We start from the raw sequence: 16,004 nt of genomic DNA on the forward strand, positions 1-16,004 counted from the left end.
CCTGTCCAATGCATATAGTTAAACAAGCACTGGAATAGGAGGGGCCTGATGTGCGTGTATCAAATGTTACTGTCCGGAAGCGCTTAATATTTATACTTATCATAGGCATCGTTGTTTTTTGTCTTTTTATCGTTCGATTAGGCTATGTGCAATTTTTTAAAAATGGAGAGTTGTCTAAGAAAGCGCTGGATTCTTGGAGCCGGCAAATACCTTATGAAGCGGAGCGGGGAGATATTGTTGACCGTAACGGTAAGGTTTTGGCAACTAACATAAGCCGTCCTTCCGTTCTTGTTGTACCTAAGCAGATTCGCAACCCCCAGAAAACAGCTAGGGCGCTTTCAGAGGTTTTGGGCATGCCTGAAAAACAAGCCTACGAAGATATTACAAAAAAACAATCTATAGTTCGCATCACTCCGGAAGGCCGGAAGATAAGCAACGAAAAAGCGGCGGAAATAAAAAATTTGAAACTTCCCGGCGTTTTTATAGCTGAGGATTTTAAAAGGCATTATCCGAAAGGGAAATATCTGTCTCACGTACTTGGCTTTGCGGGCATTGATAATCAAGGCTTAACCGGTCTGGAATCCTATTATGATGACACATTAAAAGGCAGAAAAGGACATGTTGCCTTTTACTCCGATGCCCAAGGCAATCGCATGTCCAGCTTGAAGGATAAATATATCCCGCCAAAAGACGGCGATAACCTTATGCTTACCATTGATTCAAGAGTCCAGTCCATTATAGAAAGGGAACTTGATAACGCCGAACAGAAATATCATCCGGAAGGCGAGATAGCCATTGCTATGAATCCAAATACAGGCGAGATTTTAGGCATGGCTTCAAAACCCGATTTTAACCCGGAAAACTATCAAAAGGTTCCGCCTGAGATATATAATCATAACTTGCCGATATGGAAAACTTATGAACCGGGTTCAACATTTAAAGTTATTACACTAGCTGCGGCCCTTCAAGAAAACCTGGTGGATCTTAAGAACGATCACTTTAATGATCCCGGCTACATATCGGTCGCCGGAACAAAGCTGCATTGTTGGAAAAGAGGCGGCCACGGCAGCGAAACTTTTTTGCAAGTTGTTCAGAATTCATGTAACCCCGGATTTGTAAAACTTGGAGAACGCTTAGGCAAAGAAAGGTTATTTTCATATATTCATAAATTTGGGTTCGGGCAAAAAACGGGTATTGATTTGCAAGGAGAGGCTAAAGGGATTTTATTTAAACCTAATAAAATTGGCCCGCTTGAGTTAGCGACAACAGCGTTTGGGCAAGGGGTTTCTGTTACCCCTATACAGCAAGTAGCCGCTGTTTCCGCAGCAATTAACGGCGGATACCTTTACCAGCCGTATATAGCGAAAGCATGGACGAACCCTGATACTGGGGAGGTCATTAGCCAAAATACACCTCAGCTTAAGCGGCGGGTGATTTCAGAAGCAACATCAAAAAAAGTGCGCTATGCCCTTGAAAGTGTCGTTGCTAAAGGAACCGGCCGTTCTGCTTATGTTGATGGATACAGGATAGGCGGGAAAACGGGGACCGCACAAAAAGTCAAAAATGGCCGCTATATGAAAAATAACTATATTTTATCATTTATGGGCTTTGCACCTGCAAATGACCCGCAAATCGTCGTCTACGTTGCTGTTGACCATCCAAAAGACACGGTTCAATTCGGCGGAACGGTTGCCGCGCCGATTGCCGGGAAAATAATCAGCAACAGCTTAGAAGCGATGGGTGTTCCAAAACAAAAAGGCGGTATGGAGAAGAAACTGAATTGGAATGATGAACCATCCGTTGAGGTCCCTAACCTTGTCGGCTTAAACAAAGATGAACTTGAAAAAAATATTGATGATTTAAAGGTTGATGCAGCGGGAACTGGTGATAAAATAGTTATGCAATCACCAAAACCGGGGGTAAAAGTGAAAGCTGGGTCAACAATTAGAATATATCTAGGTGACAAATAGTGAAAAGATGATTAAAATAGTCAATGGATATGATTTGATAGCCAAGTGCTTGTGCCTTGGCTTCTTTTACTGAAAAAAGGAAGTTGCAAAGTTCGGAAAAATATATGAGTTTTTGAGCACTAACTGAATCAGAGGTATAGGATGTGAGTTTATGAAGTTGTCAAAGTGCATAGAACCGTTAATGGATTACACATTGTCGGGTGACGGCGATCCTGACATTACACATTTAGAGATTGATTCACGAAAAGTTCAACCCGGAGCGTTATTTTTTTGTATCAGCGGAACCCAATTAGACGGGCATCAATTTGCTGAAGGAGCGGAAAAACTTGGCGCCCGGGCGATCGTAGCCGAGAAGCCGATTCAGGTGAAAGTCCCGGTTATTTACGTTTCTGACACACGGCGGGCGCTTGCTGTCATTTCTGATTATTTTTATGGGCAGCCCAGCCGAAAACTTCATATGATCGGCGTTACAGGCACAAACGGAAAAACAACAGTCACCCATCTTATTAAAGCCATCCAAGACCATGCCGGACTTTCAACAGGTCTTATTGGAACGATGGGGATTAAATATAATGGCAAAGAGGTTCCAGTTGCCAATACAACGCCAGAATCGTCCCTCTTGCAAAAAGAATTTCGCACGATGCTTGATAACGGTGTAGAATCAGCTGTTATGGAAGTGTCTTCGCATGCGCTGCATCAAGGAAGGGTGCGCGGCATTGATTATGACATTGCTGTGTTTACAAATTTAACGCAAGATCATTTGGATTACCACGAAACCATGAAGGACTATCTTTATGCCAAAAGCCTTCTTTTTTCACAATTGGGTAATACATATGATACTGATCGTTTGAAAGCGGCTGTGTTAAACGAAGACGATGCGGCCACCGAAACGTTAAAGCATATGACAGCAGCCCATGTGTTAACTTACGGCATTGATCATCAAGCGGATTTAAAAGCGGAAAATATCCGGATTACAAGTACGGGAACGGCGTTCGATTTAGTCATTAAAAATAAACGCTGGCCAGTTCATATGAAATTAATAGGCAAGTTCAATATATACAATGTTTTGGCCGCGTTATCGGCTGGATACTTAAAAGGTCTTTCCGTAGAAACAATGATTGAAGCTGTCGAAAAAGTTGAAGGTGTTGCCGGGCGCTTTGAAGCTGTTCGCGGGGGTCAGGATTTTACCGTCATTGTTGACTATTCCCATACAGCTGACAGTTTAGAAAATGCCTTGCAGACGATAAAAGAATTTGCTCAAGGCCGAATCATTACAATAGCCGGCTGCGGAGGTGACCGCGACAGGACGAAAAGGCCGGCAATGGCTAAGACAGCTGTAAAATATAGTGATCTGGCTATTTTTACGTCCGATAACCCAAGGACAGAAGATCCCGAGCAAATTCTTTCTGATATGGAAGAGGGAGTTAAAGGAGAGGCCTACAAAAAAATTGTTGATCGGAAAGAAGCCATATATTATGCCGTGCGGCAAGCCCGAGTTCATGATATTATATTAATCGCCGGCAAAGGACATGAGACGTACCAAATCATTGGTACGGACAAAATCGACTTTGATGATCGAAAAGTAGCTTTGGAAGCGATAAAGGAGCGTTACGAAGCATGAGTGTTAATATTGGCATTATAAAAAAAGCCGCTGTTCATTACAGGGGCAGCACAGACCATTTAAATGATTTAAATGTTTTTACAGACAGCCGCCAACAAACAGAACAAGGCCTTTTTGTGCCTATTGTTGGCGAACGTTTTGACGGCCATGAATTTATCGCCAAGGCGATTGAAGCGGGAGCGGTTGCCTCTTTATGGATGAAGGATAGACAGTTGCCCGAAGAGGTGCCGGCAGATTTTCCTATCTTTTATGTTGATGATACGCTAGGCGCCTTGCAAACCATGGCAAAGCTTGTTTTGAAAGAGAGGCAGCCGAAAATTGTTGCTGTTACAGGCAGCAACGGCAAGACAACAACAAAGGATATTATTGAGAGTGTTGTCAGCACCAAATATAAAACACATAAGACAAAGGGAAACTTTAATAATCATATCGGCATGCCGCTTACGATTCTTGATAGTCCGGACGATTGTGAAGTGATGATTTTAGAAATGGGCATGAACCATTTTGGCGAAATTTCTTTGCTCAGCCGGATTGCTGAACCGGATATTGCCGTTATTACAAACATTGGTGAATCCCATATTGAATTTCTAGGCAGCCGAGAGGGGATCGCCAAAGCAAAAATGGAAATCGTCGACGGTTTAAAGACAGACGGCCTATTAATTATTGATGGCGATGAGCCTCTGCTCAGGTCGTTTAATTTGGATGATTTCCATACGGTGACTTGCGGCTACGGCGATGATAACGGGCTGCGAATTGGGAATGTGAAAGCCCATATTAAAGGCTATTCTTTTACAATAAACGGCGAAGATATGACTTATCATATTCCGCTCTTAGGAAGACATAATGTTAAGAATGCTTCTTATGCTCTAGCCGTTGCACAGTCTTTAAATATTGATGCACCGTCTGTACAAAAAGGATTTGAACAGCTCTCTGTCACCGGCATGCGTCTTGAAACAGTTAAAGGCCGAATGGGGACCATGCTGATTAATGATTCTTATAATGCCAGCCCAACATCGATGATGGCTGCCATAGAGACGGTAAAAAACCTGCCTGATTACAATCGCAAGGTTGTTGTTTTAGGTGATATGCATGAACTTGGCCCAGATGAGGAAAACCTCCATCGTCAAGTTGCCCAAACGATTGAAGCACCGATTACAGACTTGATTACTATCGGAACAAAGGCGCAATGGATTGCCGATGAAGCTTCTAAACATTCACCATCATATTCTGTACATTCTTATACTGAAAAAGCTCAAGCCTTGCCATTCATTGAATCATTATTAAGCAATAAAACAGTAATATTAATCAAAGCTTCACGTGCCGCTCAGCTTGAGTCGCTTGTGGAACAACTGGAAGCATAGAGAGGGGCGATTATCATGACATATGTTATATTATTCAGCATGGCTTTAGCTTTTCTAATTGCATTAGTATTTGCGCCGATATTTATTCCTATGCTTCGAATATTGAAATTTGGACAATATATTCGTGAGGAAGGGCCTGAAAGCCATCAGAAAAAAGCGGGAACACCTACAATGGGCGGTATTATCATTGTTCTTGCTATTATTATTTCTACAATCATTGTTGCTGCTAAATATCATTTATTGACAACTGACACATATTTATTGTTGTTTATAACCATCGGATATGGTCTTATCGGATTCTTGGACGACTTTATTAAGGTTGTCATGAAGAGAAATCTAGGGTTGAATTCAAAGCAAAAATTAATCGGCCAATTAATAGTGGCAGTGATTTTTTTCATAGTTTTAATGAAGACCCATTTTTCAACAAGCATTAGTATCCCGGGAACCCATATCAGCTTTAATTTACATTGGGCATATATCGTTCTGGTTATTATTATGCTCTTGGGAACGTCCAACGGCACCAACCTTACCGACGGCATGGATGGGTTATTGACAGGTACAGGAGCTATCGCTTTTGGCGCATATGCTATCATTGCCTACAACCATGTCGATGTTGATGTTGCCCTCTTTTCGGCAGCCGTTGCAGGGGCGTTATTAGGCTTTTTGATCTTTAATGCTCATCCTGCAAAAGTGTTTATGGGAGACACAGGATCATTGGCGCTCGGAGGCGCTTTAGCCGGTGTTGCAATTTTAACGAAAGCAGAGCTTCTGCTCATTATTATTGGCGGTATATTTGTGATTGAAACATTATCCGTTATGCTTCAAGTGTTTTTCTTCAAAACAACTGGCAAACGCATTTTTAAAATGAGTCCGCTTCATCACCATTATGAGTTGTCTGGTTGGTCGGAATGGCGGATTGTTACAACGTTTTGGTTTGTCGGGCTTATCTTTGCAGTGATTGGAATTTTATTAAAGGTGTGGCTGTAATATGAAAAATATTGATCAATTCAAAAATAAAAACGTCCTCGTTCTCGGTATGGCCAAAAGCGGTTATACAGCTGCTAAACTTCTTCATTTGCTAGGGGCAAATGTAACGGTTAATGACCGCTCATCACTTGAAGGAAATGAACAAGCACAGGAACTTGCGGCCATGGGCATTCGTGTTGTCGGCGGGGGCCATCCAGAGCATCTTGTTTCAGAAGAAGTATTCACTGTTGTCAAAAACCCTGGCATACCGTACAGCAATCCATTAATAGAAAAAGCAATCAGCCTTCATATTCCGATTATTACAGAGGTAGAATTGGCTTATCTTATCTCCGAGGCTGAATTTATTGGGATTACAGGATCAAATGGAAAAACGACAACAACCATGCTGCTTGGAGAAATGATGAAAGGAAGCCAATACAGCCCGATTGTTGCCGGAAACATTGGAACAGTCTTATCTGAAGTCGCGCAAAGTGCGACTTCAGAACAAGTCATTGTAGCTGAACTATCGAGCTTCCAACTCTTAGGCATTGATAAATTCCATCCGCGTGTTTCTGTATTTCTTAACTTATTTGAAGCCCATTTGGATTATCATGGATCAATCGATGAGTACGGACAAGCGAAAGCAAGGCTGGCTAAAAATCAAACAGCGGACGATGTCATTGTTTATAATGCTGACGACAAGCGCATAACAGCATTACTCAAAGACGCAAAAGCACAGAAAATACCGTTTTCTTTTTCAGGAAACACAAAAGACGGTGCTTATTTTGACCAAGGATATATCTATTACCAAGGTGAAACAATCCTTTCACAAGATGAGATGGCCATGCCGGGACTTCACAACATTGAAAATGCGCTTAGCGCTGTAGCTGCAGCCAAGGTATATGGCGTCTCTAATGACTATTTGCGCCAAGTTTTGATGACTTTCCAAGGAGTCAGACATCGCCTTGAGTTTGTTAAAGAATTAAATGGCCGCCGCTTCTATAATGATTCTAAGGCTACAAATATTTTGGCAACACAGAAGGCGCTGAATGCTTTTAAAGACCCTGTCATTCTTTTGGCCGGCGGCCTTGACCGCGGCAACGGCTTTGAAGATTTAATACCTTCTTTGACGAACGTCAAAGCTGTTGTAGCCTTTGGAGAAACAAAAGGCAAAATAAATGAAGCAGCCAAAACGGCTGGCGTTAAACATGTTGAAATCGTTGATAATCTTGAGGAAGCTGTTCCTTGCGCTTATCAGCTTTCATCTGCCGGCGACATTATTTTGCTTTCCCCAGCCTGTGCAAGCTGGGATCAATTTGCGACGTTTGAACAAAGAGGGGACATGTTTATAAAACAGGTGCATATGCTTAAGTAGGAAGTGTTATCAACTTGATCGAGGTGTGTTTTGTATGCCAAAATCCAAAGCAGCACCAGATTTCCTGCTTATAGCTGTCACACTTGTTTTATTATCTATCGGTTTAATAATGGTTTATAGCGCCAGTGCGGTTTGGGCCTCGTATAAATTTGACGATGCCTTTTACTTCGCTAAGCGGCAATTATTGTTTGCTGTTATCGGCGTTATTGCCATGTTTTTCGTCATGAATATCCACTATTGGACATGGCGTTCGTGGTCAAAGGTGGCATTGCTCATATGTTTTCTCCTGCTGATCGCGGTATTAATTCCCGGCGTCGGATTAGTAAGGGGCGGTGCCAGCAGCTGGCTCGGAGTTGGAGCTTTTTCCATACAGCCGTCAGAATTTACAAAAATGGCTTTGATAGCTTTTTTGGCTAAGTACCTTTCCGAGCGGCAAAAATATGTCACAAGCCTTACAAAAGGGCTTTTGCCGTCATTATCATTAGTTTTTTTAGCTTTTGGCCTTATTATGCTTCAACCCGATTTAGGGACGGGTACTGTACTGGTCGGCACTTGTATGACGATGATATTTACAGCAGGAGCACGCATCAAGCATTTTGTTTATATGGGGCTGATAGGCGTGCTCGGCTTTGCAGGACTCGTCATCTCTGCACCGTATCGGATTAAGAGAATTACTTCTTTTTTGGATCCGTGGTCTGATCCGCTTGGCAGCGGCTTTCAAATTATTCAATCGCTTTATGCCATAGGCCCAGGCGGGCTGCTGGGGTTTGGACTGGGACAAAGCCGCCAGAAATTCCAGTATCTCCCTGAACCGCAGACAGATTTCATTTTTGCGATTATTTCTGAGGAATTAGGTTTTATTGGAGCAGCATTTGTTTTATTATTATTTTGTCTGCTATTATGGCGGGGAATCCGGATTGCCATAGGCGCTCCAGATTTATATGGAAGTTTGCTTGCCATTGGGATTATCGGCATGATTGCGATACAAGTCATGATTAACATAGCGGTCGTTACCGGCGTCATGCCGGTGACGGGGATCACCCTCCCGTTTCTTAGTTATGGGGGATCGTCACTGACGCTGATGCTCGTTTCAGTCGGTGTTTTACTTAATATCAGCCGGTATTCCCGCTTTTAGTAAAAAAATTAACTGTAAATGATGGGCCCTGTTTTATTAACAGAACAGGGTCTATTGTATGTATAAGGAGTGGGTTGGATGAAAGTGATGTTAAGCGGCGGCGGAACCGGCGGGCATATATACCCGGCAATCGCTGTCATCAATGAAATAAAACGGCATGACCCTGATGCTGAATTTTTGTATGTAGGAGCCAAAAATGGACTTGAACAAGATATCGTAAAAAGGGAAAATATCCCTTTTGAATCGCTGCATATTACAGGCTTTAAAAGAAAATTATCGTTTGAAAATGTGAAAACGATCACGCGCTTTTTGCGGGGTGTATCAAAAAGTAAAAAATTAATCAAACGTTTTAAACCGGATGTTATTATTGGTACAGGCGGGTATGTGTGCGGCCCTGTTGTTTATGCCGGAGCGAAGCTCGGTGTTCCCACTATTATCCATGAGCAAAATAGTATACCTGGTTTGACGAATAAATTTTTAAGTCGTTATGTGGATCGAGTTGCTGTATCATTTAAAGCCGCAGAGGCTTTTTTTCCTAAGCATAAAGTCATTTTAACTGGAAACCCTAGAGCTTCTGAAGTATTAAACGGCGATGCTGTTAAAGGAAAGAAAGAGGCCGGACTGTCTTCAGATAAGAAAACAGTATTAATTTTTGGAGGAAGCCGGGGCGCGCGGCCAATTAATGATGCTGTTGTCGGCATGCTGCAGGCATTTGCGAACAGGAAATACCAAGTGCTGTATATTACCGGCAACGTCCATTACGAGAATGTTATGGAAAAGGTTAAACAAGCGGGCAGTCCGTCAAATGTTTTCATTAAACCATTTATTCATAATATGCCGGATTTACTGGCCGGCACTGATTTGGTCGTCTCGCGGGCCGGCGCAACGACGATTGCTGAATTAACGGCATTAGGGGTGCCGAGCATCTTAATACCAAGCCCTTATGTCACGAATAATCATCAGGAAAAGAATGCGGAAGCTTTGGCTAAGAACGGCGCATCTATTATCATTAAAGAAAATGATTTGAATGGTCAAAAGCTGTTGAAAGAAATCGATTCAATATTAGAGAATGAACAAAATTGGAAGAAGATGCATGAAGCATCAATCAGCCAAGGCATGCCTGATGCGGCGGCTAGAGTTCGAAAGCTTATGAATGAATTGGCCAATAAGTAAACCAGTGAAGGAGAGGTCGCGGTGAAAGAATTGTATCAAAAACTAGAAAATGAACAAATCGGTAAAATTCGTCTGAACGAACCGTTATCTAAACATACAACGATGAAAATCGGCGGACCTGCTGATATTTTTGTTGAACCAAACAGCATTGAGAATTTGGAAAAAACGGTGCGCTTTGCCCGTGAGGCCGATGTACCTTTTCGTGTGATCGGCAGAGGGTCTAATCTGTTGGTTGATGATGAGGGCATCAGAGGCGTTGTGATCAAACTTGGCAAAGGAATTAATCATTTAGAAATCGAAAATGATGTACTTCGAGTAGGTGCTGGTTATCCAATGGTGCCTCTTGCAACGATAATGAGTAAAAAAGGTTTTTCAGGTTTTGAGTTTGCCGGCGGCATCCCAGGATCTGTCGGAGGAGCTGTCTATATGAATGCCGGCGCCCACGGCTCCGATATTTCAGAAATTATCATTGAAGCTCGGGTACTGTACCCAGACGGCACATTAAAATGGGTGTCCAAAGAAGATTTGAATTACAGCTATAGAACATCAGCTTTACAATTCGACGGCGGTATTTGCGTTGAGGCAAAATTCAAACTGACCAAAGGCGATCCGGAGAAAATCTATAATGATATGAAATCATTTAAGGATTATCGCCATCGAACACAGCCGTATGATATGCCGTGCGCCGGAAGTATTTTCCGAAATCCTCTTCCGCAGCATTCCGGGAGATTAATTGAAGAAGCAGGCCTCAAAGGCTATAAAATTGGCGGAGCGCAAATTTCTGAGCTGCACGCAAATTTTATTGTTAATACGGGTGATGCTACAGCGGAAAACGTGAGAGATCTCATCTCATTTATTAAGAAGACAATAAATGACAATAGCGGTATTGATTTGCATACGGAAATTGAAATTATTCTTTCACAAGAGAGTAACTAAAATTAAATTTATGATATAATGAAACAAAACGACATTTTTTCATGTCGTTTTGTTTCATTATATGAATGAACATTTATGAATCTAACATTAAAAATTTATAAAATTAGAATAAATGGTTGGGGAGCTTTTGTACAATGACCGATAAAAAAGTCATACCGATAGAGGATCGTATACCTAAATTAAAAGAGCAGCGCAAACAAAAGTCAAATCGCAGATTTATTTTTTACATCGTTATATTTTTTATGTTAATTCTGATCGTCATTTACTTGCAGTCACCCTTGAGCACAGTTCGTGAAATTAAGGTTATGGGCCAGCATTTCATAGATAATGGCAAGATTGTTAAAGCAAGCGGATTAACAACAAAAGATCATTATTGGGATATTGATACACGCGATGTTGAAAAAAGAATCGAAAAGCTTCCAACAGTTTCTTCTGCTCACGTCAAAAAAGTATTTCCTAACAAAGTTGTGATTAATCTTAAAGAATATCATCGAATTGCTTATTTAAAAAAGGACAATAAATACATACCTATTTTGGAAAACGGCGCACTGCTGACAAAAAAGAATGATCAGCATTTGCCGGTCAGCGCTCCGATTTTGATCGGCTGGAAGAACAATCATCAATTAAAAGAAATGGCCAAGCAGTTATCTAAGACACCGCCCAGCATTATCAGCCAAATATCTGAGATATACCCGGGTGCAGCGAATTCCGGTTCAGATTCAATTACATTATATATGAATGATGGTTTTAAAGTGCTGGCTAGTATCAGCACCTTTTCAAAAAAAATAACAGAATATCCGGAACTTGTTAAGAAAATACCTAAAAATACGCAAGGCGTGATTCATTTGCAGGTAGGTTCGTACTTCGAACCTTACAAACAGGGAAAGAAAAAGGCCAAAACGCCTGATGATAACCATAAATAGATCCATTGAAAAGCGAAAAAAGACAACATTCATGTTACTTATGTTTTATATAAGTTAAATCGTTGTAATAAATGCTCCGGTAACGTCAGAAACTGCTTTGCTTGCCGAAAATCTTTTGAGTAAAGCTTTATGCCAGTTTAACTTTTCTATGTGTTTATCTTGGTGTAGACTTATAATTATCAGCTATAATAATAAATAAGTAGATTTAAGATTTACTATTATACAGTTGCTTCTTTATATGGATAAAGAAACCAAAAGGAGTTATTGATTTAATTGTTTGCAAAAAAAGGTGATAGGTCTCAAAGTGTTGAATACATTCTTATGTCACAAATCTATTCATCGACAATGATCTTTAATAGATACGATCATGTAAAGGAGGTGCCAGAGAATGAACAGCAAAGACATTTATGTTAGTTTAGACATCGGTACATCCAATGTTAAGGTAATAATCGGGGAAATGACCGGTGGAAATTTGAATGTCATTGGAATAGGAAAATCAACATCCAAGGGTATCAAAAAAGGCTCGATAGTGGATATTGATGAAACTGTTCGTTCGATACAAAAGGCGGTAGAACAAGCTGAAAGAATGGTAGGTTTACAAATAAAAAGTGTGATAGTCGGGATTACCGGCAACCATATTCAACTTCAATCATGTCATGGTATTGTAGCCGTATCCAGTGAAAACCGGGAAATCGGAAATGAGGATATTGCCAGGGTGATGGATGCCGCGCAGGTTATGCCGATTCCGCCTGAAAGAGAGATAATTGATGTCATTCCGCACCAATTTATTGTTGACGGCTTGGAGGAAATTAACGATCCAAGGGGCATGGTTGGTGTCAGGCTGGAAATGGAAGGCACAATTATTACAGGTTCAAAAACGATTTTACATAATTTATTGCGCTGCGTGGAAAAAGCAGGTTTGGAAGTTGCCGATATTTGCTTGCAGCCGTTAGCTTTAGGTTCAGTCGCACTGTCCAAAGATGAAATGAATCTTGGCGTAACGCTCATTGATATTGGCGGCGGATCGACAAATGTTGCGGTATTTGACCAAGGTACATTAATGGCTACGTTCGTATTGCCGATTGGCGGCAACCATGTTACGAAAGATATTTCTATTGGATTAAGGACACCAACGGAAGAGGCTGAAGAAATAAAGCTTAAATATGGACATGCCTTTATCGACACTGCTTCGCCTGAAGAGACATTTACAGCGTCAAAGATAGGTAGTTCCTCAAGCCAGGAATATAGTCAGCAGGATCTAGCCTATATCATTGAACCTCGGATTGCAGAAATCTTCGAGCTCGTTCGCACTGAATTAAAGAAAATGGGCTTTTATGAAATGCCTGGAGGTTATGTTTTGACAGGCGGTGTGACAGCTATGCTTGGGCTTCTCGACCTTGCCCAACATGAACTGGACAGCAATGTAAGGGTAGCGATTCCGGATTATATCGGTGTCCGCGAACCGCAATATACGACCGGAATCGGCCTTATTCAATTTGCCTACCATAATGTTAAAGTTCAAGGAAAGGAAGTCGCGGCAGCAGTCGCCAATGACAATCATCAAGAAACACCGCCTAAACCTAGAAAAAAACAGAAAAAAGAAAGCCAGCAAGAACGAGAACGAGCAGGTATGACCAAAAAGGTTAAAGACTGGTTCGGATTGTTTTTTGATTAATACTGGCTGCTGTGAATTATGAAATGGGAGGAACAAATCATGTTAGATTATGATATGGAAATGGAACAATTTGCACAGATTAAAGTTATCGGTGTTGGCGGGGGCGGCAGCAACGCGGTCAACCGTATGATAGAAAGCGGTATTCAAGGTGTTGAATTCATTTGTGTCAATACCGATGCGCAAGCATTAAAAATGTCAAAAGCAAGCGTAACGCTTCAATTAGGAGAAAAGTTAACAAGAGGACTGGGTGCAGGAGCCAATCCTGAGATAGGAAAAAAAGCCGCCGAAGAAAGCCGTGAACAAATCGAGGAAGCGCTGAAAGGCGCTGACATGGTTTTTGTTACCGCTGGAATGGGCGGCGGCACTGGGACTGGTGCTGCTCCGGTTGTTGCGGAAATTTCCAAAGAACTTGGCGCACTGACGGTCGGCGTTGTGACACGCCCATTTACATTCGAAGGAAGAAAACGTGCGACACAGGCGGCTAACGGTATTTCTACTTTAAAAGAAAAGGTTGATACCTTAATCGTCATTCCAAACGACCGCCTGTTAGAAATAGTCGATAAAAACACACCAATGCTTGAAGCGTTTAGGGAAGCCGATAATGTTCTGCGTCAAGGCGTACAAGGCATCTCCGATTTGATTGCCGTTCCGGGTCTGATCAACCTTGACTTTGCGGACGTCAAAACAATCATGACTGAAGGCGGATCATCACTCATGGGAATAGGCATCGCAACAGGGGAAAACCGTGCTGCAGAAGCCGCGAAAAAGGCTATTAACAGCCCGCTGTTAGAAAAATCCATTGACGGTGCGAAGGGCGTACTTATGAATATTACCGGCGGCACAAGCCTCAGTCTATATGAAGTTAACGAAGCGGCTGACATTGTGGCAACGGCTGCTGATCAAGAAGTGAATATGATTTTCGGTTCTGGAATTAACGAAGATTTAAAAGATGAAATTGTTGTTACGGTCATCGCAACAGGATTTGAAGATAGAGGCAGCAGTCAACAGCGCACCCGCCAACCGCGGCCGGCGGCCCAACCGCAAACGAAGCCGGCGCCGCAGTGGGAAGAGCAAGAAAATATCAATCAGCGCGTATCGCATCAGCCGCAATCTTCCGATGTTGAAGATACATTAGATATCCCGGCCTTCTTAAGAAATCGCAACCGGCGCCGTTAATGATGACAACTTCAAAACGGACTCTGTGTCATAAAGAAAAACGGTCAGTTCATATGAGCTGGCCGTTTTTTAATTTAATAGTTTACCGTCTTTGCTGTAGACTTTAATCACGTATGTATCCTTTTTAAGAACAGCCTTCATTTTTTTCGATTCCATTAATTGATGAATTGACGTTTCAACATCATGTCCGAGTTTTTTAGCTTGTTTATCCGGCTTTTTAACAGGTGCTTGTACATTAATGGTTATCAAAAAAGCCAGCTTTTTATTTAACTTTTTATTGCTAGGCGAACTTTCAACGGATTTTAAGTTAATGTTCTTAAAACTTTTGGAGTCCTGCAAATCTTTATGCAACATTTGAACTATTTTATTCGTTTTGGTATGTATATCATTCAACTGTTTTTTTGATAGTTCTATAACCGGCATTTCATCGATGTTATTGTTCTGTCCTTCATACATATTTTTGCTTGTTACCTCTGTGGTGTTTGTATGCCAGTTAAAATAAACAATCACACTTGCGATGAATAAGATTAGTCCGGTTCCTATTAGGATAATATATTTATTTTTCACTAGATTTAAAACCTCCTAATAGTTTTTATATGTATATTCCCAATTAAATGATAATATTCGAAAAATCCCTTCTTAAAACATTTGACAAAATAAAGGAAATTCCTTCAAAATAACAAGTTTGTTTCCGTCAGCAATTGACAGACATTATCGGGATAAGCAGTTATACTAATCAAAAATACTTTTGGCAGGTGGTGGTATGACCATTTACCTGGATGCGGTCTGGCTGTTAAATTTAATGATTGATTTTATGCTGTTTAAAATGACATCAATCATTTTAAAACGGCCGGTCCATCCTTTTCGGCTGGCGATCGGAACATTAGTGGCTTCCAGTATTGTCTGTTTTCTTTTTACGCCTCTTTCTCCTTTTTTCTATAACCCGTTAGGCAAATTTTTGTTCTCATTATTGATTGTTTTTATTGTTTTTGGTTATAGGAAGTTTTTTTTATTTGTTCAAAGCTTTTTAACCTTTTATTTTTCGGCATTTATGATAGGAGGAGGGTTGTTTGCTGCACATTACTTTTTTGAATCCAGTCAATCATATGCGCCTGAAAACTTGTTTAGTACTTTGAGTTATGGAGATCCGATCAGCTGGATATTTGTTGTCGTCGGCTTTCCGATTTTATGGTACTTTTCAAAGAAACGCTTGGATCATCTTGTCATCCGAAAATGGCAGGGGTCTCAACAAGTCAAAACAGAAATCATCATTATGGGAAAAACAATAACTGTCAAAGGTTTAATAGACAGCGGCAATAAACTGTATGATCCTTTAACAAGAACTCCTGTGATGTTTCTCAGTTATTCAGGTGCACAGGGTGTTCTTCCGAAATGTTTATTTGAGGGATGGCAGAATCAATATTCAGTCGCCCAATCTGAAATAACTAAGGATCTTGCAAGCAGGATAACAATGATTCCATATCAGACGGTAAGCGGCGGACAACAGTTTATAACAGCTGTAAGGCCAGATAATGTATATATCCATCATGAAGGAAAAACGATACAAAGTCCTAAAGTCGTTATAGCCTTAACAAACACTCGTTTATCTGGTGAAGGGGACTTCCATTGCATTTTACATCCCGATATGATGCTTAAAGGAAAAACGGTTGAAAGCGCATCGTAATTTTGACAG

13 protein-coding genes are annotated in these 16,004 nt (G+C 41.2%); 12 read left to right on the forward strand and 1 reads right to left on the reverse strand.

Annotated features, from left to right (window positions below):
- Positions 1 to 50 precede the first annotated feature (50 nt).
- From JOD45_RS02220 to ftsZ, 11 genes are all read left to right on the forward strand, one after another.
- Positions 51 to 1,970: a stage V sporulation protein D gene (locus JOD45_RS02220; protein ID WP_205002238.1), complete on the forward strand. Its 1,920-nt coding sequence runs from the start codon at positions 51 to 53 to the stop codon at positions 1,968 to 1,970.
- 151 nt (positions 1,971 to 2,121) lie between these two features.
- A complete protein-coding gene (locus tag JOD45_RS02225; protein WP_205002239.1) occupies positions 2,122 to 3,591 on the forward strand; it encodes a UDP-N-acetylmuramoyl-L-alanyl-D-glutamate--2,6-diaminopimelate ligase in 1,470 nt (489 codons plus the stop codon).
- On the forward strand, positions 3,588 to 4,952 hold the full coding sequence (locus tag JOD45_RS02230; RefSeq protein ID WP_205002240.1) for a UDP-N-acetylmuramoyl-tripeptide--D-alanyl-D-alanine ligase: 1,365 nt from the start codon (positions 3,588 to 3,590) through the stop codon (positions 4,950 to 4,952). The genes JOD45_RS02225 and JOD45_RS02230 overlap by 4 nt, the downstream gene beginning before the upstream one ends.
- Before the next feature lie 12 nt (positions 4,953 to 4,964).
- Positions 4,965 to 5,939, forward strand: coding sequence for a phospho-N-acetylmuramoyl-pentapeptide-transferase (gene mraY / locus JOD45_RS02235; protein ID WP_205002449.1), 975 nt, complete (start codon positions 4,965 to 4,967; stop codon positions 5,937 to 5,939).
- A 1-nt stretch (position 5,940) separates the two neighbouring features.
- On the forward strand, positions 5,941 to 7,293 hold the full coding sequence (murD, locus tag JOD45_RS02240; protein WP_205002241.1) for a UDP-N-acetylmuramoyl-L-alanine--D-glutamate ligase: 1,353 nt from the start codon (positions 5,941 to 5,943) through the stop codon (positions 7,291 to 7,293).
- Between the two features lie 34 nt (positions 7,294 to 7,327).
- Positions 7,328 to 8,428, forward strand: coding sequence for a stage V sporulation protein E (gene spoVE / locus JOD45_RS02245; protein ID WP_205002242.1), 1,101 nt, complete (start codon positions 7,328 to 7,330; stop codon positions 8,426 to 8,428).
- A gap of 78 nt (positions 8,429 to 8,506) precedes the next feature.
- On the forward strand, positions 8,507 to 9,601 hold the full coding sequence (gene murG / locus JOD45_RS02250; RefSeq protein ID WP_205002243.1) for an undecaprenyldiphospho-muramoylpentapeptide beta-N-acetylglucosaminyltransferase: 1,095 nt from the start codon (positions 8,507 to 8,509) through the stop codon (positions 9,599 to 9,601).
- Positions 9,602 to 9,622: 21 nt separating this feature from the next.
- Entirely contained in the window at positions 9,623 to 10,537 is a 915-nt protein-coding gene (murB, locus tag JOD45_RS02255) for a UDP-N-acetylmuramate dehydrogenase (RefSeq protein WP_205002244.1), read from the forward strand.
- 134 nt (positions 10,538 to 10,671) lie between these two features.
- Entirely contained in the window at positions 10,672 to 11,460 is a 789-nt protein-coding gene (locus JOD45_RS02260; RefSeq protein WP_205002245.1) for a cell division protein FtsQ/DivIB, read from the forward strand.
- 388 nt (positions 11,461 to 11,848) lie between these two features.
- The gene (gene ftsA, locus JOD45_RS02265) at positions 11,849 to 13,135 is read left to right on the forward strand and encodes a cell division protein FtsA (protein ID WP_205002246.1); all 1,287 of its coding nucleotides are present in this window, start codon (positions 11,849 to 11,851) and stop codon (positions 13,133 to 13,135) included.
- Between the two features lie 39 nt (positions 13,136 to 13,174).
- Positions 13,175 to 14,311, forward strand: a complete 1,137-nt coding sequence (gene ftsZ / locus JOD45_RS02270) for a cell division protein FtsZ (RefSeq protein ID WP_205002247.1) — start codon at positions 13,175 to 13,177, stop codon at positions 14,309 to 14,311.
- A gap of 69 nt (positions 14,312 to 14,380) precedes the next feature.
- Here ftsZ and JOD45_RS16470 read toward each other — a convergent pair whose 3' ends face one another.
- Positions 14,381 to 14,878 carry a DUF4030 domain-containing protein gene (locus JOD45_RS16470; RefSeq protein WP_205002248.1) on the reverse strand — a complete coding sequence of 166 codons (498 nt, stop codon included), beginning with the start codon at positions 14,876 to 14,878 and terminating at the stop codon, positions 14,381 to 14,383.
- Between the two features lie 196 nt (positions 14,879 to 15,074).
- Here JOD45_RS16470 and spoIIGA point away from each other — a divergent pair, with 196 nt between their 5' ends.
- Positions 15,075 to 15,995 carry a sigma-E processing peptidase SpoIIGA gene (gene spoIIGA, locus JOD45_RS02280; RefSeq protein WP_205002249.1) on the forward strand — a complete coding sequence of 307 codons (921 nt, stop codon included), beginning with the start codon at positions 15,075 to 15,077 and terminating at the stop codon, positions 15,993 to 15,995.
- Positions 15,996 to 16,004 lie beyond the last annotated feature (9 nt).

Source organism: Scopulibacillus daqui, from assembly GCF_016908855.1.
GTDB lineage: Bacteria > Bacillota > Bacilli > Bacillales > Sporolactobacillaceae > Scopulibacillus_A > Scopulibacillus_A daqui.

Coding starts and splice junctions, on each gene's coding strand:
- JOD45_RS02225 (WP_205002239.1), top strand. CDS start 2,122: ATGAAGTTGTCAAAGTGCATAGAACCGTTAATGGATTACACATTGTCG.
- JOD45_RS02230 (WP_205002240.1), top strand. CDS start 3,588: ATGAGTGTTAATATTGGCATTATAAAAAAAGCCGCTGTTCATTACAGG.
- murD (WP_205002241.1), top strand. CDS start 5,941: ATGAAAAATATTGATCAATTCAAAAATAAAAACGTCCTCGTTCTCGGT.
- spoVE (WP_205002242.1), top strand. CDS start 7,328: ATGCCAAAATCCAAAGCAGCACCAGATTTCCTGCTTATAGCTGTCACA.
- murG (WP_205002243.1), top strand. CDS start 8,507: ATGAAAGTGATGTTAAGCGGCGGCGGAACCGGCGGGCATATATACCCG.
- JOD45_RS02260 (WP_205002245.1), top strand. CDS start 10,672: ATGACCGATAAAAAAGTCATACCGATAGAGGATCGTATACCTAAATTA.
- ftsA (WP_205002246.1), top strand. CDS start 11,849: ATGAACAGCAAAGACATTTATGTTAGTTTAGACATCGGTACATCCAAT.
- ftsZ (WP_205002247.1), top strand. CDS start 13,175: ATGTTAGATTATGATATGGAAATGGAACAATTTGCACAGATTAAAGTT.
- spoIIGA (WP_205002249.1), top strand. CDS start 15,075: ATGACCATTTACCTGGATGCGGTCTGGCTGTTAAATTTAATGATTGAT.